The following is an 18,227-nucleotide window of genomic DNA, read 5'->3' as shown; positions in this document are numbered from 1 at the left end:
GGGCGGCCCCGCGCCCACCGCAAGGAGATGTCATGAACATCCTCGAACTGGAGCCGCACATGCTGCTTCGCCTGGCCGAGGCGCCGGTCTCCATCCTGCTGCTCTGGCTGGTCCTGGGCATCAAGCGCGACCTGGACCAGCGGATCGAGCATGGCGACCGGCGCGAGATGGACGGCCTGGCCCGCACCCGCCAGGAACTGACCGATTTCAAGCTGGAGGTGGCGCGCACCTATGTGCCCCTCTCCCTCATCCGCGACGTGGACCAGCGGCTGAGCGAACAATTGCTGCGCATCGAGGAAAAGCTGGAGGACCTGCGCCGCGACGGGGGCTTCGGCCGATGAGCGCCGCCCCCGCCGCCATGACCGCGACCGAGGCCGCCGAGGCGCTGCTGGCCCGCATCCTCTACGCCGAGGCCGGCGGGCGTCCGGCGCGCGCCATCGAGGCGCTGGCCGCCCTGGCGCTGACCCGCGCACGGCTTGCCCTGGCCTGCCCGGAGGCCGCCGCGCGCTATGCGGGGGGTGAGCACCCCTCCAGCACCGCCCGCGCCCTGCTGGCGGTGCTGCGCGCGCCCTTCCAGTTCCCCACGCGCCACCCGCGCCACCCGGACCATGCCCGCTTCCTGGCCCAGCCCGAGGCGGACCCGGCCCTGGCCGTCTGCCGCCGCATCGCCCGCCGCGCCATGGCCGGCACCCTGCCGGACGCGACGGGCGGCGCGGTGCTGTGGCATGCCGAGGAACGGCTTCCGCGCTGGGCCATGGGCCGCGTGCCGCGCCTGGCGACGGGCGGGCTGTGCTTCTACCTGGAAGCGGATTGAGCTACGCGCCCCACATGGAACGCTTCATCTACACCCTCATCCGCGGCGACGACTGGCGCGCGGCGCAGGCCCTGGGCGAATACCGCGGCAGCGCCGATGACCGCCGCGACGGCTTTCTGCATTTCTCCACAGCGGCGCAGTTGCGTGCCACCGCCGCCAAGCACCGCGCCGGCGAGGCGGATCTCTGGATGATCGAGGCTGAATGCGCGCCCCTGGGCGAGGCGCTGCGCTGGGAGCCGGCCTCGGGCAGCTCCCGCCCCGGCCTGTTCCCGCATCTCTATGCCGCCCTGCCGCTGTCCGCCGTGCGGCGCGCGGTGCACGTGCCGTTGGGCGCGGACGGTGTTCACGCCTTCCCGGAAGATGTGCCCTGACGTGATGGCCTTCGCGCGGCCGCGATCACCGCGCGTTCGCTCATCAGGCAGGCGAGCACCACCACGGCCCCGCCCAGGATGACCGCCAGCCCCGGCGTGTTGCCGAACACCACATAGTCCAGCACCACGGACCAGGGCAGGGCGATGAACTCGAAGGGCGCCAACCGCGCCGGCGAGGCATGGCGGAAGGCCAGCGCCAGCAGCAGCGTGGCCGAACCCGCGATCACGCCATTCACCGTCAGCCGCGCCCAGCCCTCGACATCGGGCGGCACCCAGGTGGAATAGGCGAAGGGCGCCATGGCCAGCAGCCCGAGCAGCGAGGGCCAGAAGATCAGCCGCGCGAGGCCGGCCTCGGCGCGCAGCCCGCGGTTGATGGTGATGTTGGTGGCATAGCAGATCGTGCCCAGCAGCGCGTAGCCCAGCCCGAGCAGGCTTGCCCCGCCGCCGATCTGCGGCACCAGCGCGATGATGACGCCGCCGAACCCCACGCCGGACCAGATCCAGGCGGCGCGCGGCACCTCCTCGCGCAGGAAAAGCGCCGCCATGACCAGCGTCAGGAAGGGGGCGGTGAAGAAGACCAGATACCCCAGCGCCAGGGGCAGATGCCGGAAGGCCAGGAAGAACAGCAGGCCCGAGAACAGCATGGCCACCGCCCGCAGCCCGTGCAGCATGGGGTGGCGCGTGGTCAGCGACCCGCCCGCCTCGCGCCACATCGCGCGCAGCCCCAGCAGCAGCACCAGCAGGGTGACATGGCGCAGGAAGATGGCCTGGGCCGCGCTGTACTCCGCCGACAGGATCTTGCTGTTGGCGTCGAGCACGCCGAACATCGCGATCCCGGTCATGAGCATGACCGGCCCCTTCACATCCCGTTCCTTCCTGCCGTGTGGCCCACAGCATGTCCGGCCCGCCTGCCCCTGTGTCAACGCACGGAACTGGGGTATCTGCCCCGCGACATGACACCCGCCCTCGCCTCCGCCCTGACCCCGCGCTCCGGCTGCTCGATGCCGAGACCGCCCATGGCATTGCCCTGCGCGGGCTGGCGGCGGGGCTGGCGGGCCAGGATTCCACGCCCGATGCGCCGTCGCTGGCGGTGCGGGCGCTGGGCCTTGATTTCCGCAACCCGATCGGGCTCGCGGCCGGCTTCGACAAGGATGCGGTGGCGGTGCTGCCGCTGCTGCGCCTGGGTTTCGGCTTCGTGGAGGCCGGCACCGTCACCCCGCGCCCCCAGGCGGGCAACCCGCGCCCGCGCCTGTTCCGCCTGGCGGAAGACCAGGCCGTCATCAACCGCATGGGCTTCAACAATGGCGGGCTGGACGCCTATCTGGAGCGCCTGCGCGCCCTGCCGCGCCCGCTGCCCGGCCTGCTCGGCGCCAATGTGGGCGTGAACAAGGAGGGCGCGGACCCGGAGCGCGACTACCCCGCCCTCTGCCGCGCCGTGGCGCCGCTGGCGGACTATGTCACCATCAACATCTCCTCGCCCAACACGCCCGGCCTGCGGGATCTGCAGGGGGAGGCGCGGCTCGCTTCCATCCTCGCCGCCGTGGCGCCGCCGACGCTGGGCAAGCCCGTGCTGGTGAAGCTGGCGCCGGATCTTGCCGATGACGCGCTGGGGCCGATCATCGAGGTCTGCGTGACGGCGGGTGTCGCGGGGCTCATCATCTCCAACACCACCATCGCGCGGCCGGAGACGCTGCGGGGCGCGGCGAAGGGCGAGGCGGGCGGGCTGTCCGGCGCGCCGCTGTTCCAGCGCTCCACGGAGGTGCTGCGCGCCGTGCGCCGCATCGCGGGCGAGCGGCTCGTGCTGGTCGGCGCGGGCGGGGTGGCCAGCGGCGAACAGGCCTATGCGAAGATCCGCGCGGGGGCGACCCTGGTGCAGCTCTACACCGGCTTCGCCTATGGGGGCCCTGCCCTGGTGGGACGGATCAAGCGGGAATTGGCGGGGCTGCTGGCGCGCGACGGTTTCGCGCGCGTGGCCGATGCCGTGGGAGTGGATGCGTGACGATCAAGATCTACGAAGGCCTGGAACCCCTGGCCGACCGCTATGACGGCTATGTCTTCGACCTATGGGGCGTGGTGCATGACGGGCGCGCGCTGTATCCCGGCGTGCCGGAATGCCTGGCCATGCTGCGGCAGCGCGGCAAGCGCATCGTCTTCCTGACCAACGCCCCGCGCCGCGCCTGGTTCATCCAGGGCATGCTGGACAAGATGGGGCTGGAGCGGGGGCTCTATGACGGCATCATCTCCTCGGGCGAGGTCTCCTGGCGCTGGCTGAAGGAACGCCCTGAGGGCTGGTTCCGCAAGTTCGGCCCGCGCGGCTTCCACATCGGGCCGGAGCGCGACCTCTCGGTGGCCGAGGACGGCGCGGCCGAGCTGGTCGCGACACCCGAGGAAGCCGATTTCCTGCTGAACACCGGCCCCGACCCCGATCGCGGCTCGCACTCGGTCGAGGCCTATCGCCCCGCCCTGGAACGCTGCTTCGCGGCCAAGCTGCCCATGGTCTGCGTGAACCCCGACCGCGCGGTGATGGTGGGCACGGACAAGCTGATCTGCGCGGGCGCGCTGGCCGACATCTACCTGGGCTGGGGCGGCGATGTCTTCGAAGTGGGCAAGCCCGACCCCGCCGTCTACGGCCCCGTCATGGAGGCGCTGGAGATGACCGACCGCGCCCGCGTGCTGGCGGTGGGCGACACGCCGCACACCGACCTGGCCGGCGCCGCCGCGGCGGGGATGGACAGCCTCTGGGCCATGACGGGCCTCACGGCCAATGCCCATGGCGATGACCCCTCGCCGGAGGTCCTGGCGCGCGTGGCCGAGGAAGAGGGCGTGCGCCCGTTGGGGGCGCTGCGCAGCCTGCGCTGGTAGGGGCGCTCCCCGCCAGCAGACGCGGTCAGGCGTGCCCCGCCGCGCCCACGATGCGGCTGGGATCCACGCGCAGCTTGGACATGGCGCGGTCCCACTTGGTCTTGAGCTCGGTGTCGAACAGCAGCGCCTCGTCCGGGGGCGCGATGAGCCAGGCATTTTCCGCGATCTCGGCGTCGAGCTGCCCAGGGCCCCAGCCGGCATAGCCCAGCGCCAGCACGCATTGGCGCGGGCCGCTGCCCTCGGCAATCGCCTTCAGGATGTCCACATTCGCGGTAATGGCGAAGCCGCCCTCGACGGGCAGCGAGCCCTCCTCGCGCCATTCATTCGTGTGCAGCACGAAGCCGCGCCCCTCATCCACCGGGCCGCCATTCAGCAGGCGGATGTCGCGCTGCGGCGGCACCGCCTCCACCCCCACCTGGCGCAGCAGCGCGTCGAAGCTGAGCTTCTGGATGGGCCGGTTGAGGATGAGGCCCATGGCCCCCTCGGGCGAATGGGCGCAGATGCAGATCACGCTGCGGGCGAAGCGGCTGTCGCGCATGGAGGGCATCGCGATGAGCAGCTGCCCGGAGAGGGTGTCGCCGCCAACGGAGTCCAGGGGGTCGAAGGGGTCCTGTTGTGCCATGCCACAGAGATGGCGTGCGGGGGAGCCGGCTGCAAGCCGCGGGCGGCGCCGCATTCTCTTGGCGCCGGTTCTGTTCTACACGGACCATTCCGCACAGGAGGAAATCCCCCATGACGATCAAGGTCGGTGACAGCATCCCCTCGGCCAAGCTGATGATGGCGAGCGCCGAAGGCCCCAAGGAAGTGACCACTGAGGAGCTCTTCGGCGGCAAGACCGTGGTCCTGTTCGGCGTGCCGGGTGCCTTCACCCCCACCTGCTCGGCCAAGCATCTCCCGGGCTTCGTGACCAACATCGCCGCCATCAAGGGCAAGGGCGTGGACACCGTGGCCTGCATGGCGGTGAACGACGTCTTCGTCATGGGCGCCTGGGGCAAGGACCAGGGCGTGGGCGAGAACGTGACCATGCTGGCCGATGGCAGCGCCGCCTTCACCAAGGCGATGGGCCTCGAATTCGACCTGACGGCCCGCGGCCTGGGCGTTCGCGCACAGCGCTTCGTGCTGGTGGCGAAGAACGGCGTGGTGACGCATGTGGCCGTGGAGGCGCCGGGCGCCTTCGAGGTCAGCAGCGCCGAGGCGGTTCTCGCCGCGCTCTGAGCGGCCCCAGCGCTTCATGCGCTGGAATTGAAAAGCGGTGGAGGTCTTGCGGCAACGCAAGAACCTTCACGCGCCTGTCATGTTATCCTCCCGGACACAGCCATTCGGGAGGGCCAAGACATGAAGACGCGCACCATGGCGGAGATGGTCCGCCACCAGGACCCGCTGGCCATGCCACCGGGCGCCACCGTGCAGGAAGCCTGCATCGCCATGCACCGCCGCCGCGTGGGGGCGGTGCTGGTGGTGGAGCATGGCAAGCTGGCCGGCATCTTCACGGGGCGTGACGCCGTGCTCTGCCTGGCGCGCGAGATGGACCCGGCCCGCACCGCGCTCGGCCAGGTGATGACCAAGGCGCCCACCACGCTCCGCGCGCAGGACCGCGCCATCGAGGCGCTGCGCCTGATGAATGATGGCGGCTTCCGTCACCTGCCGGTGGTGGAAGAGGGAAGGGTGCTGGGCATCGTCTCGCGCTATGATTTCCGCACGGAGGAGCATGGGCGGATGGACGAGGAGACTGGATATTTCGAGGTGATCCGGTAGCGCGGCCGCCCCGCCACGGCGGTCACCCCCGCATGGCGTCAAGATGGGCTTCAACACGCGCGACAGCCTCTCCAGGGCTGAGCCAGGCCGTCTCGAGGCGAAGATGCGGCCCGTCCCAAGCCTCGAACCGGCGCCGCGTCACCGCGGCCCAATCCGGCGGGACGAGGCCCGGCAGGTCCGACACCCGTTCCTCGACCCTGCGGCGGTGTTCCGCCGCGTCGGAACAGACCACCAGCACCTGCACCAGCGGAACGCCCGTTCGTGCGGCCACCGCCTGCCAAGCTTCTCGGCTTTCCCGAACCGGGTTCACGCAATCCGCCACCACTGTGAGGCCGGCGGCGAGGTTGGCCTCGGCCAGGGCATTGGCAACAGCGTAGCCCGCGGTGCCGACCTCGCCCGCCAGCACTCCGGCGTTGCGGATGGCCTGCTCGATCACGTCAATGCGCAGATGCATCGCCTGGCGGCGGCGCGCGACCTCCCGCGAGATCGTGGTCTTGCCCGTTCCCGGCAGGCCGCTGAAGACAATGAGCATGGTGGCGTTCCTGGGAGGATCATAAGCGTCCGTTAAGCCTGGTGCCGCACGCTCGCCCGGAAATGGAGGACAGCATGACCGGCGACGCCACGGCGGAGGAGGTGCGGGAGGCCCGGATGCGCCTGACCCGCCACCTGACCGAGCTGCACAAGCTGCACCTGACCCTGCTGGCCGAGACGCGCGCCCTGAAGCGCTTCACCACGGCCGGCCGCTCCAACGCCGAGATCGAGATCACGGCGGAGGTGCTGGAGCAATATCTCTCCGCGACCGATGCCTTCCTGGAGAACATGCGCGGCCGCGTCGAATCACGGCTGGGCCTGCTCCGGCGGGGTGAGCCGCTGGTGAATGGCCGCGCCGATGACGCGCCGGGCCATGGCGCCTTCTGGCTGAGCTTTTCGCGGCTCTGCGCGGTGCTGCGGCGCGCCGCGAAGCGCTCCGAAGCCTGACGGGGCCACCAGCGCTTCAGGCTCGCTTCAGGGCAGCAGGACGGTGCTGCCCGTGGTCTTGCGCGCCTCCAGGTCCCTGTGCGCCTGCGCGGCGTCCTTCAGAGGGTAGCGCTGGTTCACATTCATCTTCACCGCGCCCTTGGCGACGACGTCGAACAGGTCGTTCGCCACCGCCACCAGATCCTCGCGCTTGGCGGTGTAGGAGGCGAGCGTGGGGCGCGTGAGGTAGAGCGAGCCCTTGGCGGCCAGCACGCCGATATCAAACGGCGGCACGGGGCCCGAGGCATTGCCGTAGCTGACCATGAAGCCCAGCGGCGCCAGGCAGTCGAGCGAGGGCATGAAGGTGTCGCGGCCCACGCTGTCATAGACCACGGGCACCATCGCGCCGCCGGTGATCTTCTTCACCGCGGAGGGAAGGTCCTCGCTCGTCAGCACGACGTGGTCGGCGCCATGCGCGCGGGCGAGCTCAGCCTTCGCCTCCGTGCTGACGGTGCCGATGACGGTGGCGCCCAGGTGCTTCGCCCATTGGCACATGATGAGGCCCACGCCACCGGCCGCCGCGTGCACCAGGATCGTCTCGCCGGCCTTCACGCGGTAGGTGGTGCGCAGCAGGTATTGCGCCGTCATGCCCTGGAGCATCATGGCCGCCGCGTCCTCGAAGCCGATGGCGTCCGGCATCTTCACCAGGCGGTCGGCCTTGATGGTGCGGGCCTCGGCATAGGCGCCGACGGGGCCGGAGGCATAGGCCACGCGGTCGCCGACGGCGACTTCGGTCACACCCTCGCCGATGGCCTCGACGACGCCCGCGCCCTCCATGCCGATGGTGGCCGGCAGGCTGGGCAGCTTGTAGAGGCCGGTGCGGAAATAAACGTCAATGAAGTTCAGGCCCACGGCCTTGTGGCGGACCAGCGCCTCGCCGGGCTTGGGCGCGGGGAGCGGCACTTCCTCCCACACCAGTTGCTCGGGGCCGCCATGCTCATGGATGCGGATGCTGTGGTTCACGGGGCGGAAGCTCCTGGATTGAGATGGCGCGCCTCATGGTCGAGGAGGAAGCGCTTGGTGTTGGGGCCGTCGAGGCCGGAATAGCCCCCCAGCTTCCCGCCCGCCGCCACGACGCGGTGGCAGGGGATCAGGATGGGGATGGGGTTCGCGCCATTGGCCTGGCCCACCGCGCGGGCCACGGAGGCCAGTTCGCGCGCGATGTCGGCATAGCTGCGCGTCTCGCCGGGCGGAATGCGGGTGAGCGCGGCCCAGACCCGGCGCTGGTAGGGGGTGCCGTGCGGCGCCAGCGGAAGCTGGAAGTGCAGGCGGCGCCCGTCGAAATAATCCTGCAACTGGTCCCTCGCCTCGCGCAGCAGCGGTGTCGCCGACTGGTCCCGCCCCCGCCCCCAGTCGAGGGCGACAAGGGCGCCGTCCTCCTCCGAGAGGGTGAGTTCACCCAGCGGTGTCATCAGCGAGAGCTGAGGCATGTTTCCCAAGATTGCAGTGACGGAGGGATGCAGCACCCCGCGGGGGCGCGCGTCAAGCGGGGGTTTTCAAGCCCCTGGGCGCAGGGCCATGGCGCCGCTACATGCATGGAGAATGCAGGAGCTTGCCATGGCCGAGGCCGACCCCCCGCTCTACTTCGACGCGCATGTCTTCGTCTGCTGCAACCGCCGCGCGGAGGGGCATCGGCGCGGCAGCTGCGCGGCCGCGGGCAGCGAGCGGCTGCGCGACTACATGAAGGCGCGGGCGAAGGAACTGAGCCTGAAGCGCGTGCGCGTGAACATGGCGGGCTGCCTGGACCGCTGCGAATTCGGCCCGGCCGTCGTCATCTATCCCGAAGGCGTCTGGTATCGCCCGCAAACGGAAGCGGATGTGGATGAGATCCTCTCGGCGCATCTCGTAGCGGGCGGCCGCGCCACGCGGCTGATGCTGACCGAGAAGGACGTGCCGCCGCCGAAGTCGTGAGGACGATCTTCGCCCTCGCCTCCGGGGCGGGACGGGCGGCGGTGGCGGTGATGCGCGTCTCGGGGCCTGGCGCGGGCGCGGCGCTGGAAGCCCTGGCCGGCGGGCGGCCGACGCCGCGCATGGCCAGCCTGCGGCGGCTGCGGCATGGCGGCGTGGTGCTGGACCAAGCATTGGTGCTGTGGTTCCCCGGCCCCGCCTCCTACACCGGCGAGGACAGCGCGGAGTTGCACCTGCATGGCGGCCCCGCCGTGGTGGCGGCGGTGGCGGAGGCGCTGGTGGCGCTGGGCCTGCACCCGGCCGAGCCCGGCGAATTCACGCGCCGTGCCTTCCTGAACGGCAAGCTGGACCTGACGGCGGCGGAGGGCATCGCGGACCTGATCGCCGCCGAGACCGAGGCACAGCGGCGCCAAGCCTTGCGCCAGGCCGAGGGCGGACTGGCCGCGCGTCATGCGGAGTGGGCCGCGCGGCTGACACGGCTGCTGGCGCGGCAGGAGGCCTTCATCGAGTTCGAGGAAGAGGACCTGCCCTCCGACCTGGACGCCCAGGTGACGGCCGATGCCCTGGCCCTGCGCGCGGAGATGGCGGCCCTGCTGGCCGAGGCGCCGCGCGCCGAACGCCTGCGCGAGGGCGTGGCCGTGGCCATCCTGGGCGCGCCGAACGCCGGAAAATCCTCGTTGCTGAACGCGCTGGCGGAGCGCGAGGCCGCCATCGTCTCCGCCCGCGCCGGCACCACGCGCGATGTGGTGGAGGTGCGCCTCGAACTGGGCGGCGTGCCGGTGACGCTGGCGGACACGGCCGGGCTGCGCGAGACGGCGGACGAGATCGAGGCCGAAGGGGTGCGTCGCGCCCTGGCCCGGGCCGAGGCGGCCGATCTGCGCCTGCTGGCCTTCGCGGCGGATGCCGCGCCGGATGCCGCCACCCTGGCGCTGCAAGGCCCCGAGGCGCTGCTCGTGGCCACCAAATCAGACCTGCCGGGCAGGCCCATGGCCGGCGCCCTGGCCGTCTCCGCCCGCACGGGTGACGGCCTGCCCGCGCTGCGCGCGGCGCTGGAGGCGGCCGTGCGGGCGCGGGCCGGGCTCTCCGACGACGCCGGCCTGACCCGCCCCCGCCACCGCGCCGCCCTGGGCGAGACGGTGGAATGGCTCGACCGCCTGCCCTCCGCCCCCATGCCCGAGCTGCGCGCGGAAGCGCTGCGCGGCGCGCTGCGCGGCCTGTCGCGGCTGACGGGGCGGGTGGATGTGGAGCAGGTGCTGGACCTGGTGTTCGGCGAGTTCTGCATCGGCAAGTAGCGGTGCTATAGCCCCCGCATGTTCGACATGCGCTTCGACGTGGTGGTGGTGGGCGGCGGCCATGCCGGCTGCGAGGCGGCGGCGGCCGCTTCGCGCTGCGGCGCGCGCACCCTGCTGCTGACCCATGACCCGGCCCGCCTGGGCGAGATGTCCTGCAACCCCGCCATCGGCGGCATCGGCAAGGGCCATCTGGTGCGCGAGGTGGACGCGCTGGACGGCATCATGGGCCGCGCCGCCGACGCCGCCGGCATCCACTTCAAATTGCTGAACCGCAGCAAGGGCCCGGCCGTGCGCGGGCCGCGCGCCCAGGCGGACCGCAAGCTCTATCGGCAGGCGGTGGCCGCGCTGCTGGCCGAGACGCCCGGGCTGACCGTGCTCGGTGATCCGGCGGAAGACCTGCTGCTGGAAGATGGCGCACTGACTGGCGTGCTGACTGCTTCCGGCCGCCGCATCGGCTGCGGCGCGCTGGTCATCACGACCGGCACCTTCCTGCGCGGCATGATCCATATCGGCGAGAGGCGCATCCCCGCCGGGCGCGTGGACGAGGCGCCGGCGGTGGGGCTGGCCCTGGCCCTGGAACGCCTGGGCCTGCCCCTGGCGCGCCTCAAGACAGGCACGCCGCCCCGCCTGGATGGCCGTACCATCGACTGGGCCGCGCTGGAATCTCAGCCGGGCGACGCGGCGCCGGAGCCGCTTTCCTGGATGACGGAGCGCATCACCAACCGTCAGGTGGAATGCGGCATCACCCACACCACCGCCCGCACGCATGAGATCATTCGCGGCAGCCTGCACCTCTCGGCCGTCTATGGCGGGCGGATCGAGGGGGTGGGGCCACGCTACTGCCCCTCGGTCGAGGACAAGGTGGTGCGCTTCGCGGACAAGCCGCGGCACCAGATCTTCCTGGAACCCGAGGGGCTGGATGACCCCACCGTCTATCCCAACGGCATCTCGACCAGCCTGCCTGAGGAGGTCCAGGCCGCGCTGGTGGCGTCCATTCCAGGGCTGGAGCGCGCCACCATCCTGCGCCCCGGCTATGCCATCGAATACGACCATGTGGACCCTCGCGCGCTGTGGCCCACGCTGGAGTGCCGCGCCTTGCCACGCCTCTTCCTGGCCGGGCAGATCAACGGCACCACGGGCTATGAGGAGGCCGCAGCTCAGGGGCTGCTCGCGGGCGTGAACGCGGCACATCGGGCGGGCGGCGGGGAGACGCCGGCGACCCTGACGCGGGCCGAGGCCTATCTGGGCGTGCTCGTGGACGACCTGACCCTGCACGGCGTCAGCGAACCCTACCGTATGCTCACTGCGCGCTCCGAATACCGGCTCAGCCTGCGGGCGGACAATGCGGGGATGCGTCTGACCTCCCATGGCCTGGCCTGGGGCTGCGTCGGCCCGGCCCGCGCCGCCGCGCACCAGGCCTTCGCGCGGGCGGCGGAGGATGCCCTGGCCCGCGCCCGCGCGGAAGGCGCGACGCCGGCCCAGTATCTGGCGGCCGGCATCGCCATCAACCAGGACGGCCGTTGGCGCAGCCTGTTCGACGTGCTGGCGCTGCCCGCCGCCGGGAGCGCCGCGATCGAGGCCCTTTTCCCGTGGCTGGCGGAGCTGTCGCCGCGGGTCCGCACCTATCTCGAAGCGGAAGCCCTCTACGCCCCCTACCTCGACCGCCACGCGGCGGAGCGCGCAATGCTGGAACGGGAGGAGGCCCTGACCATCCCGCCCGACATTGACTTCGCCGCCATCGCCGGCCTCTCCAACGAAATGCGGGACCGTCTGCACCGCGCCCGCCCCGCCACCCTGGGCAGCGCCGGGCGGCTTCCTGGCGTAACGCCCGCCGCCCTCGCCGCCCTCGCCGTCCACCTCCGGCGCCAAATGCGTGTTTCACGTGAAACAGCCTGACCCGCCCCCGGATCACCCTGTTTCACGTGAAACAGAGGCCAGGCTGCGCGCCTATCTGCGCCTGCTGTTGGAATGGAACAGCCGCATCAACCTCGTGGCGAACGCACCGGAGGAGGTGCTGTGGCAGCGCCACATCCTCGATGGCTGGCAGCTTCTTCCGCTGCTGCCCGATGGCCCGCTGGCGGACCTTGGCTCCGGCGGCGGGCTGCCAGGCCTCGTGATCGCCATAGCACGCGCGCAGGAAACGCACCTCGTCGAATCGGACCGGCGCAAATCCGCCTTTCTGATGGAAGCGACGCGCCAGCTTGGCCTGCCCCATGTGCGCGTCCACCCGCGCCGCATCGAGGCCGCGCAATTGCCGCCACTCGCCGTCCTCACCGCCCGCGCCCTCGCGCCCCTGACGGATCTGCTGCCGCATGCCGCGCGCCTGCTGGCCCCAGGTGGCGTCGCGGTCTTTCCGAAGGGCAGAACCGCCGAAGCGGAGTTGACGGCCGCCGCGCCGCATTGGTTTATGCAAGTCGAGCGGTTCGCGAGCCGGACGGACGCTGCTGCCACCATTTTCCGGCTGAGCGAGATTCGCCCTGAAGTCGTCTGACACCCCGCCGCCGCGCATCCTTGCCCTCGCCAACCAGAAGGGTGGCGTGGGCAAAACCACGACCGCCGTGAACCTGGCCGCGGCCCTCGCCGCGCGGCAGAAGGTGCTGCTGATCGACCTCGACCCGCAGGGCAATGCCTCCACCGGGCTTGGCGTCGCGCGCGCGGATCGTGGCGCGGGCAGCTACGCCCTGCTGATCGATGGCCGCCCCCTGGCCGAGGTCATTCGCCCCACCGCCGTGAAGAACCTCCATCTCGTGCCCGCCGACCAGGATTTGGCCGGTGCCGAGCTGGAGTTGGCCGACCTTTCCCGCCGTGAATCCCGCCTGAAGACCGCGATCGAGGCCGGCGCCGAACGGCTGCGCGGCGTGGACTGGGTGCTGCTGGACTGCCCGCCCTCGCTCGGCCTTCTCACCCTGAACGCGCTGGTGGCGGCCGAGGCCGTCATGGTCCCCCTCCAGGCCGAGTTCTACGCGCTGGAGGGCATGTCCCAGATCATGCAGACGCTGGAACGGGTGCGCGGCGGCTTCAACCCCGTGCTGCGCCTGGAAGGCATCGTGCTCACCATGCTGGACCGCCGCAACAACCTCTCCGAGGCGGTGGAGAATGACGTCCGCGGCTTCTTCAAGCAGCAGGTCTATGAGACGGTCATCCCCCGCAACGTCCGCGTCTCCGAGGCGCCGTCGCACGGCCTGCCCGTGACGCTCTACGACCCCCGCTCGCCCGGGGCCGACGCCTACACCCGCCTTGCCGCCGAATTCCTCCGCCGCCATCGCGCGCGGCTCCGCCAGGAGGCCACCGCATGAGCAAGCCCCCCGCTTTGGGCCGTGGCCTCTCGGCCCTGCTGGGCGATGCCGCGGCTGCCAGCACCGGGGCCAACACCCCAGGCCTGCGCCACCTCCCTGTTGCGTCCATCGAACCCGGTGCCTTCCAGCCGCGCGAGGCCATGGACGAAGCGGCGCTGGCCGAACTCGCCGGCTCCATCCGCGAGCATGGCGTGCTGCAACCCATCCTGGTGCGCCCGCTGAAATCCAGCCGTGGCCAGCGCTTCGAGATCATCGGCGGCGAGCGCCGCTGGCGCGCCGCCCAGGCCGCGGGCCTGCACGAAGTGCCCGCCCTGGTGCGCGACCTCTCCGACCGCGAGGCCATGGCCGCCGGCCTCGTCGAAAACCTCCAGCGCCAGGATTTGAACGCGCTGGAGGAGGCCGAAGGCTATGGCCGCCTCGTCGAGCAATTCGGCCTGACGCAGGACGCCCTGGCCCGCGCCGTGGGCAAGAGCCGCCCGCACATCGCCAACACGCTGCGCCTGCTGCAACTGCCCGATCGTGTGCGCGAATTGCTGCGCGAGGGCGCACTCACCGCCGGCCACGCCCGTGCCCTGCTCACCGCCAAGGACCCGGTGGGCCTTGCCTTGCAGGTGGTGGACCGTGGCCTGAACGTCCGCCAGGCTGAGGCGCTGGCCGCCAGCCGCAACCTGCCCCCCGCCCCGCGCGCCCCCCGCTCCGACGCCGACACCCGCGCGATCGAGCAGAAGATCACCGCGCATCTGGGCCTCAAGGTCGCCATCAAGCACGGGCCGCGCGGGGGGCAGGTGGTCCTGTCCTACAAGGATCTGGACCAGCTCGACGGCATCGTCCGCCTCCTCACGAAATGATGGCCGCGTGGGCCATGGTGCTGAGCGTGTCCATGCGCGGCCCGTGGAATTCCTCGCTCTGCCGCGTGTTGGACAGGAAGGCGAAGCTGACGCCCGAGGCCGGGTCCGCCCAGCAATAGGACGACCCCACGCCGCCATGGCCGAAGGTGGAAGGGTGCGCGATGGCCCCCAGCCCACGGATGGCCGGCGTCGTGCCGCGCAGATGCGGCCCCAGGCCCCGGTGCATGGGCATGCCGTTGTATTCGTCCGGCCGGTCGCCCGTGTAGTTCCGCACCGCGTATTCGATGGTCCGCGGTGACAGGATGCGCCGCCCCGCCAGGGCGCCCCCGCCCAGCAGCGCCTGGTAGAAGGCCGCCATGGCCCGCGCCGTGCCATAGCCGCCGCCGCCTGGAATACCAGCGGCGCGGTGCGCCAGGCTGCCTTCCGGCATCCGGACGCTTCCATCCACGTCACGCATGTCGGCCACGCGCGGCACCTCCGCCTCGGGCAGGCCCACGAACAGCTCCCGCTCCAGCCGCAGCGGTTCGATGATGTTCCGGCGCAGGAAGACGCGGTGGTCCTCGCCCGTCACGGCGCGGATGACCGCCGCCGCGACCCAGTGGGCCGAGGCCGGATGGTAGCGCACCAGGCTGCCCGGCGCCCATTCCAGGCTGAAATCGCACACCACCTGGCGCAGCTTCGCCGGGTCCTCCCAGGCCTCGGCCGGCACCTCGGCGCTGGGGAAGCCCGCCTGGTGCGTCAGCAGCTCGATGAAGGTGATGCCGCCCTTGCCGCCCGTCTCGAAGCCCGGCAGGTGCTCGGCCACGGTATCGCTCAGGCGCAACGCGCCCCGCTCGGCCAGCAGCCACAGCGCGGCCGCCGTCAGCACCTTGGTGTTGGAATAGAGCAGCCACAGCGTCTCCGCCGTCGCCTTCACCCCCGGGCGCGCCTCACCAAAGCTGCGGTGCAGCGCCAGCCGCCCATGCCGCGCGATGGCCAGCTGCGCGCCGGAATGGTGGCCGGCCGCGATGTCGGCCTCGATGCGGGCGCAAAGCGCCTCCAGCCGCCCCGGGTCGAGGCCGAGTTCGGCGGGGCTGGCGTCTGGCAGGGGAAAGGGCACGGTCATGGGTCATCCTCCGGCCGCCATCCTCCACCCGCGCCGCGCCGGCGGGAAGTCTTTGGGCTTGGCGCCCCCGTCCCCCCCTGCCATGCTCAGCGGCAATGCGGCGCAGCAAGCGCCGTGAATGGAGGAATTCATGTCCCTGACCCGCCGCGCGGCGCTGTCGGCGCTGCCGCTCGCTGCCCTGCCCTTTGCCGCCCAGGCCCAGTCCCAGGCCTTCCCCGACCGCAATGTCCGCTACATCGTGCCCTTCCCGCCGGCCGGGCTGACGGACATCATGGCGCGCCTCGTGGCCCAGCGCCTCTCCGACACCTGGAACCGCCCGGTGGTGGTCGAGAACCGCGCCGGCGGCAACGCGCTGATCGGCGCCGACGCCGCCGCCAAGTCGCCGCCCGATGGCCACACCCTGCTGGCCATCACCATGACCCACACGGTCAATGTCTCGCTCTTCCCCAACGCGCCCTACAATTTGATGCGTGACTTCGTGCCGGTCTCGGTGCTGGGCTCGCTGCCGCTGGTGGTGGTGGTGAACGCCAACAACCCCGCCCGCACCCTGGCCGAGCTGATGGAACAGGCTCGCGGCCGGCCCATGAATGGCGGCTCCTCCGGCAATGGCTCGCCGCCGCATCTGGGGCTGGAGCTGTTCCGCCAGGCCTCGCGCGCGGGCGGCAACATCACCCATGTGCCCTATCGCGGCGGCGCGCCCTCGGTGACGGACCTGGCTGGCGGCAATCTGGACCTGATCGTCTCCAACCTTCCCGAATGCCTGGGCCAGATCCAGGGCGGCCGCCTGCGCGCCCTGGCCACCACGGGCACGGAACGCCACCGCCTCATCCCCGACGTGCCCACCGTGGCCGAGGCCGGCGCGCCCGGCCTGACCATGACCAACTGGACCGCGGTGCTGACCAACGCCGCCGTCCCCGCGCCCGTCTTCGCGGAGATCAGCCGCGCCACCCAGCTCGCCATCCAGCACGCCGACACGCGCCGCCGCGCCGAGGAAGGCGGCTTCGACGTGCTGGGCTGGGACCCCGACCGCTCCAAGAGCTTCATGGCCCAGGAGGTGGACCGCTGGGCCCAGCTGGTGCGCGAGGCGAATATCCGCGTGGATGCCTGACCGCGCCCGATACGCTTCGCAAGTGGACGTGGCGGCCCATCCGCGCTTGAACAGGGCGCATGAATGACCAGCCACGCCTGAGCCTCGGCGAAGCCGAGACCCTCGCCGCCCGCGCGCTCTCCGCCGCGGGGGCGAACCCCGAGATGGCCCGCCTCACCGCCGCCGCCCTCGTCGCCGCCGAGGCCGAGGGGCAGGGCGGGCACGGCCTCTCGCGCGTGGCCATGTATGCGGGCTATCTGCGCGAGGGCCGCGCCAAGGGCGACGCCACCCCGCGCGTGACGGCCGAACGCGGCGGCGCGGCCCTGGTGGATGCCGGCAACGGGTTGGCCTACCCCGCGCTGGCCCTGGCCGAGGCCGAAGCGGCCGCCCGCGCCATCGCCCATGGCGTCAGCTTCGTCACCGTCACCAACAGCCACCATGCGGGCGCCATGTCGCTGCCCGTGCGGCGGCTGGCCGAGCGCGGCCTGGTGGCGCTGGCCTTCACCAATTCGCCCTACGCCATGCCGGTGCCGGGCGGGCGGCGACCGCTGCTGGGCACGAACCCCGTGGCCGCCGCCTTCCCCCGCCGCAAGGGGCCGCCTCTGCTGGTGGATCTGGCGCTGTCCGAGGTCGCGCGCGGCAAGATCATGGTCGCCGCCAAGGAGGGTCGCCCCATCCCCGAGGGCTGGGCGCTGGACGCCGAGGGCAACCCCACCACCGACGCCAAGGCCGCGCTGGACGGCGCCATGCTGGCCATGGGCGGCACGAAGGGCGCGGCGCTGGCCCTGGTGGTGGAATTGCTCTGCGTCTCGCTGGGCGCCGCCGCCTTCGGCTTCGAGGCCGACAGCTTCTTCGCCCCTTCCTCCAACCCGCCGCGCCTCGGCCACGCCCTGCTGGCGGTGGACCCGGGCGCGCTGGCCGGCCATGCCGCCTATCTGGACCGGGTGGAGGCCCTCATCACCGCCATGCTGGGGGATGAGGGCGTGCGCCTCCCCGGCGCCCGGCGCGAAATCCTGCGCGCCAACGCCGTCACCCAGGGCCTCGCCGTGCCCCAGCCCGTGCTGGATCAACTCCATGCCCTCGCAAATTCCTGAGGGCTGGGGCGAGGCGCCCCGCCCCCGCCGCCCGGAACCCGCCCGCATCTGTGGGGTGAACGCCGTGCGCGCCCTGTTCCTGCGCCGGCCGGAGGCGGTCATCCGCCTGCACTACCTGGCCGAACGCCGTCCCGTGGCCGGCCCGCTCTGCCGCTACCTCGCGCGCCATCACAAGGCCTACCGAGAGGTGCTGGACGACGAGCTGACGCGCATCGCGGGCACCGAGCACCATGGCGGCATCGTCGCCCTGGCCGAGCCGCGCCGGGCGCTGCCCATGCCCAACCCACCGCCGCCCATCCTCTTTGCCGGGTCGGTGCTGCCGGTGCTGGACGGCATCGGCAACCCGCACAATCTGGGCGCCATCGCGCGCGGCGCGGCCTTTTTCGGCGCCAAGGCCATGATCCTCTCCGATGATCCGCGCCAGGCGGACCTGTCGGATGCCGCCTACCGCACCTCGGAGGGCGGGCTGGAGCACATGGCCGTCTTCCGCGCCGAGCACCTGCCCAGCCTGCTCCGCCGCCTCTCCGGCCAGTTCCTGGTCACGGCGGCCGTGGCGGCGGGTGGCCAGCCCCCCCATGCGCTGCCGCGCGGCAAGCCCATCGCCCTCGTGCTGGGCAATGAGGAAAGCGGGCCCTCGCCCGAGGTGCTGGCCTGTTGCGAGGCGCGCATCACCCTCGCGGGCAGTGGGCTGGTGGAAAGCTTGAACGTGGCCGCCGCCACGGCCGTGCTGATGCATGCCCTCATGGGCCCTAAAGCTTGATCCGGCGCCCTCCACGCC

At 71.9% G+C, this 18,227-nt stretch carries 23 protein-coding genes; 17 read left to right on the top strand and 6 right to left on the bottom strand.

What is annotated here, in order from left to right; translation table 11 throughout:
* Positions 1-32 precede the first annotated feature (32 nt).
* Genes ICW72_RS13295 through ICW72_RS13285 form a run of 3 tightly spaced genes read left to right on the top strand, consistent with a single transcriptional unit; the run spans position 33 to position 1,185 of the window.
* The gene (locus ICW72_RS13295) at positions 33-341 is read left to right on the top strand and encodes a hypothetical protein (protein WP_191083153.1); all 309 of its coding nucleotides are present in this window, start codon (positions 33-35) and stop codon (positions 339-341) included.
* Positions 338-814 (top strand): cell wall hydrolase, encoded by a 477-nt coding sequence (locus tag ICW72_RS13290; protein WP_191083152.1) that lies wholly within the window; start codon positions 338-340, stop codon positions 812-814. Before ICW72_RS13295 ends, ICW72_RS13290 begins: the two co-directional genes overlap by 4 nt.
* 14 nt (positions 815-828) lie before the next feature.
* The gene (locus ICW72_RS13285; RefSeq protein WP_191083151.1) at positions 829-1,185 is read left to right on the top strand and encodes a DUF952 domain-containing protein; all 357 of its coding nucleotides are present in this window, start codon (positions 829-831) and stop codon (positions 1,183-1,185) included.
* Here the strand turns inward: ICW72_RS13285 and ICW72_RS13280 are convergent.
* Complete coding sequence (locus ICW72_RS13280) at positions 1,158-2,033, bottom strand: DMT family transporter (RefSeq protein WP_191083150.1); 876 nt, start codon at positions 2,031-2,033, stop codon at positions 1,158-1,160. The two genes, ICW72_RS13285 and ICW72_RS13280, sit on opposite strands and share 28 nt — an antisense overlap.
* 47 nt (positions 2,034-2,080) lie before the next feature.
* Here ICW72_RS13280 and ICW72_RS13275 point away from each other — a divergent pair, with 47 nt between their 5' ends.
* Together ICW72_RS13275 and ICW72_RS13270 are read left to right on the top strand one after the other, a co-directional pair.
* A complete protein-coding gene (locus ICW72_RS13275; RefSeq protein ID WP_191083149.1) occupies positions 2,081-3,184 on the top strand; it encodes a quinone-dependent dihydroorotate dehydrogenase in 1,104 nt (367 codons plus the stop codon).
* Positions 3,181-4,047: a TIGR01459 family HAD-type hydrolase gene (locus ICW72_RS13270; RefSeq protein ID WP_223880580.1), complete on the top strand. Its 867-nt coding sequence runs from the start codon at positions 3,181-3,183 to the stop codon at positions 4,045-4,047. Before ICW72_RS13275 ends, ICW72_RS13270 begins: the two co-directional genes overlap by 4 nt.
* A gap of 25 nt (positions 4,048-4,072) precedes the next feature.
* On the opposite strand, the gene ICW72_RS13265 is transcribed toward ICW72_RS13270, so the two are convergent.
* Positions 4,073-4,669: a YqgE/AlgH family protein gene (locus tag ICW72_RS13265; RefSeq protein WP_191083148.1), complete on the bottom strand. Its 597-nt coding sequence runs from the start codon at positions 4,667-4,669 to the stop codon at positions 4,073-4,075.
* 110 nt (positions 4,670-4,779) lie between these two features.
* On the opposite strand from ICW72_RS13265, the gene ICW72_RS13260 reads away from it, so the two are divergent.
* Together ICW72_RS13260 and ICW72_RS13255 are read left to right on the top strand one after the other, a co-directional pair.
* Positions 4,780-5,262, top strand: coding sequence for a peroxiredoxin (locus ICW72_RS13260; protein WP_191083147.1), 483 nt, complete (start codon positions 4,780-4,782; stop codon positions 5,260-5,262).
* 120 nt (positions 5,263-5,382) lie between these two features.
* Positions 5,383-5,802, top strand: a complete 420-nt coding sequence (locus ICW72_RS13255; protein ID WP_191083146.1) for a CBS domain-containing protein — start codon at positions 5,383-5,385, stop codon at positions 5,800-5,802.
* A 22-nt stretch (positions 5,803-5,824) separates the two neighbouring features.
* On the opposite strand, the gene ICW72_RS13250 is transcribed toward ICW72_RS13255, so the two are convergent.
* Positions 5,825-6,334 carry an AAA family ATPase gene (locus tag ICW72_RS13250; RefSeq protein WP_191083145.1) on the bottom strand — a complete coding sequence of 170 codons (510 nt, stop codon included), beginning with the start codon at positions 6,332-6,334 and terminating at the stop codon, positions 5,825-5,827.
* Positions 6,335-6,408: 74 nt separating this feature from the next.
* Between ICW72_RS13250 and ICW72_RS13245 the strand changes: the two genes are divergently transcribed.
* Positions 6,409-6,780, top strand: a complete 372-nt coding sequence (locus tag ICW72_RS13245) for a hypothetical protein (protein ID WP_191083144.1) — start codon at positions 6,409-6,411, stop codon at positions 6,778-6,780.
* Between the two features lie 27 nt (positions 6,781-6,807).
* On the opposite strand, the gene ICW72_RS13240 is transcribed toward ICW72_RS13245, so the two are convergent.
* Together ICW72_RS13240 and ICW72_RS13235 are read right to left on the bottom strand one after the other, a co-directional pair.
* Complete coding sequence (locus ICW72_RS13240; RefSeq protein WP_191083143.1) at positions 6,808-7,782, bottom strand: quinone oxidoreductase family protein; 975 nt, start codon at positions 7,780-7,782, stop codon at positions 6,808-6,810.
* Positions 7,779-8,249: a methylated-DNA--[protein]-cysteine S-methyltransferase gene (locus tag ICW72_RS13235; protein WP_191083142.1), complete on the bottom strand. Its 471-nt coding sequence runs from the start codon at positions 8,247-8,249 to the stop codon at positions 7,779-7,781. Before ICW72_RS13235 ends, ICW72_RS13240 begins: the two co-directional genes overlap by 4 nt.
* 127 nt (positions 8,250-8,376) lie before the next feature.
* Here ICW72_RS13235 and ICW72_RS13230 point away from each other — a divergent pair, with 127 nt between their 5' ends.
* Genes ICW72_RS13230 through ICW72_RS13205 form a run of 6 tightly spaced genes read left to right on the top strand, consistent with a single transcriptional unit; the run spans position 8,377 to position 14,163 of the window.
* The gene (locus tag ICW72_RS13230; RefSeq protein WP_223880579.1) at positions 8,377-8,730 is read left to right on the top strand and encodes a (2Fe-2S) ferredoxin domain-containing protein; all 354 of its coding nucleotides are present in this window, start codon (positions 8,377-8,379) and stop codon (positions 8,728-8,730) included.
* Positions 8,727-10,019 carry a tRNA uridine-5-carboxymethylaminomethyl(34) synthesis GTPase MnmE gene (gene mnmE / locus ICW72_RS13225; protein WP_191083140.1) on the top strand — a complete coding sequence of 431 codons (1,293 nt, stop codon included), beginning with the start codon at positions 8,727-8,729 and terminating at the stop codon, positions 10,017-10,019. Before ICW72_RS13230 ends, mnmE begins: the two co-directional genes overlap by 4 nt.
* Positions 10,020-10,037: 18 nt before the next feature.
* Positions 10,038-11,915, top strand: coding sequence for a tRNA uridine-5-carboxymethylaminomethyl(34) synthesis enzyme MnmG (mnmG, locus tag ICW72_RS13220; protein WP_191083139.1), 1,878 nt, complete (start codon positions 10,038-10,040; stop codon positions 11,913-11,915).
* Positions 11,902-12,510 (top strand): 16S rRNA (guanine(527)-N(7))-methyltransferase RsmG, encoded by a 609-nt coding sequence (rsmG, locus tag ICW72_RS13215; protein ID WP_191083138.1) that lies wholly within the window; start codon positions 11,902-11,904, stop codon positions 12,508-12,510. Before mnmG ends, rsmG begins: the two co-directional genes overlap by 14 nt.
* Positions 12,497-13,315 (top strand): ParA family protein, encoded by an 819-nt coding sequence (locus tag ICW72_RS13210; protein WP_191086256.1) that lies wholly within the window; start codon positions 12,497-12,499, stop codon positions 13,313-13,315. The genes rsmG and ICW72_RS13210 overlap by 14 nt, the downstream gene beginning before the upstream one ends.
* On the top strand, positions 13,312-14,163 hold the full coding sequence (locus tag ICW72_RS13205) for a ParB/RepB/Spo0J family partition protein (RefSeq protein ID WP_191083137.1): 852 nt from the start codon (positions 13,312-13,314) through the stop codon (positions 14,161-14,163). Before ICW72_RS13210 ends, ICW72_RS13205 begins: the two co-directional genes overlap by 4 nt.
* Here ICW72_RS13205 and ICW72_RS13200 read toward each other — a convergent pair.
* Positions 14,153-15,268 carry a serine hydrolase domain-containing protein gene (locus ICW72_RS13200; RefSeq protein ID WP_191083136.1) on the bottom strand — a complete coding sequence of 372 codons (1,116 nt, stop codon included), beginning with the start codon at positions 15,266-15,268 and terminating at the stop codon, positions 14,153-14,155. The two genes, ICW72_RS13205 and ICW72_RS13200, sit on opposite strands and share 11 nt — an antisense overlap.
* Before the next feature lie 130 nt (positions 15,269-15,398).
* Here ICW72_RS13200 and ICW72_RS13195 point away from each other — a divergent pair, with 130 nt between their 5' ends.
* Genes ICW72_RS13195 through ICW72_RS13185 form a run of 3 tightly spaced genes read left to right on the top strand, consistent with a single transcriptional unit; the run spans position 15,399 to position 18,209 of the window.
* Positions 15,399-16,376, top strand: coding sequence for a Bug family tripartite tricarboxylate transporter substrate binding protein (locus tag ICW72_RS13195; protein WP_191083135.1), 978 nt, complete (start codon positions 15,399-15,401; stop codon positions 16,374-16,376).
* A 59-nt stretch (positions 16,377-16,435) separates the two neighbouring features.
* Positions 16,436-17,449, top strand: a complete 1,014-nt coding sequence (locus ICW72_RS13190) for an Ldh family oxidoreductase (RefSeq protein ID WP_191083134.1) — start codon at positions 16,436-16,438, stop codon at positions 17,447-17,449.
* Positions 17,430-18,209 (top strand): TrmH family RNA methyltransferase, encoded by a 780-nt coding sequence (locus ICW72_RS13185; protein ID WP_191083133.1) that lies wholly within the window; start codon positions 17,430-17,432, stop codon positions 18,207-18,209. The genes ICW72_RS13190 and ICW72_RS13185 overlap by 20 nt, the downstream gene beginning before the upstream one ends.
* The last annotated feature ends 18 nt before the right edge of the window (positions 18,210-18,227 follow it).

Source organism: Roseococcus microcysteis, assembly GCF_014764365.1.
GTDB lineage: Bacteria > Pseudomonadota > Alphaproteobacteria > Acetobacterales > Acetobacteraceae > Roseococcus > Roseococcus microcysteis.
Note: the sequence above shows the minus strand (reverse complement) of the source record. Positions and strands in the feature narration are given on the sequence as shown.

What these genes read in the sequence shown, in the direction of transcription:
- ICW72_RS13295 (WP_191083153.1), top strand. Translation starts at nt 33, where the DNA reads ATGAACATCCTCGAACTGGAGCCGCACATGCTGCTTCGCCTGGCCGAG.
- ICW72_RS13290 (WP_191083152.1), top strand. Translation starts at nt 338, where the DNA reads ATGAGCGCCGCCCCCGCCGCCATGACCGCGACCGAGGCCGCCGAGGCG.
- ICW72_RS13285 (WP_191083151.1), top strand. Translation starts at nt 829, where the DNA reads ATGGAACGCTTCATCTACACCCTCATCCGCGGCGACGACTGGCGCGCG.
- ICW72_RS13280 (WP_191083150.1), bottom strand. Translation starts at nt 2,033, where the DNA reads ATGCTCATGACCGGGATCGCGATGTTCGGCGTGCTCGACGCCAACAGC.
- ICW72_RS13275 (WP_191083149.1), top strand. Translation starts at nt 2,081, where the DNA reads ATGTCCGGCCCGCCTGCCCCTGTGTCAACGCACGGAACTGGGGTATCT.
- ICW72_RS13265 (WP_191083148.1), bottom strand. Translation starts at nt 4,669, where the DNA reads ATGGCACAACAGGACCCCTTCGACCCCCTGGACTCCGTTGGCGGCGAC.
- ICW72_RS13260 (WP_191083147.1), top strand. Translation starts at nt 4,780, where the DNA reads ATGACGATCAAGGTCGGTGACAGCATCCCCTCGGCCAAGCTGATGATG.
- ICW72_RS13255 (WP_191083146.1), top strand. Translation starts at nt 5,383, where the DNA reads ATGAAGACGCGCACCATGGCGGAGATGGTCCGCCACCAGGACCCGCTG.
- ICW72_RS13250 (WP_191083145.1), bottom strand. Translation starts at nt 6,334, where the DNA reads ATGCTCATTGTCTTCAGCGGCCTGCCGGGAACGGGCAAGACCACGATC.
- ICW72_RS13245 (WP_191083144.1), top strand. Translation starts at nt 6,409, where the DNA reads ATGACCGGCGACGCCACGGCGGAGGAGGTGCGGGAGGCCCGGATGCGC.
- ICW72_RS13235 (WP_191083142.1), bottom strand. Translation starts at nt 8,249, where the DNA reads ATGCCTCAGCTCTCGCTGATGACACCGCTGGGTGAACTCACCCTCTCG.
- ICW72_RS13230 (WP_223880579.1), top strand. Translation starts at nt 8,377, where the DNA reads ATGGCCGAGGCCGACCCCCCGCTCTACTTCGACGCGCATGTCTTCGTC.
- mnmG (WP_191083139.1), top strand. Translation starts at nt 10,038, where the DNA reads ATGTTCGACATGCGCTTCGACGTGGTGGTGGTGGGCGGCGGCCATGCC.
- ICW72_RS13205 (WP_191083137.1), top strand. Translation starts at nt 13,312, where the DNA reads ATGAGCAAGCCCCCCGCTTTGGGCCGTGGCCTCTCGGCCCTGCTGGGC.
- ICW72_RS13200 (WP_191083136.1), bottom strand. Translation starts at nt 15,268, where the DNA reads ATGACCGTGCCCTTTCCCCTGCCAGACGCCAGCCCCGCCGAACTCGGC.
- ICW72_RS13195 (WP_191083135.1), top strand. Translation starts at nt 15,399, where the DNA reads ATGTCCCTGACCCGCCGCGCGGCGCTGTCGGCGCTGCCGCTCGCTGCC.
- ICW72_RS13190 (WP_191083134.1), top strand. Translation starts at nt 16,436, where the DNA reads ATGAATGACCAGCCACGCCTGAGCCTCGGCGAAGCCGAGACCCTCGCC.
- ICW72_RS13185 (WP_191083133.1), top strand. Translation starts at nt 17,430, where the DNA reads ATGCCCTCGCAAATTCCTGAGGGCTGGGGCGAGGCGCCCCGCCCCCGC.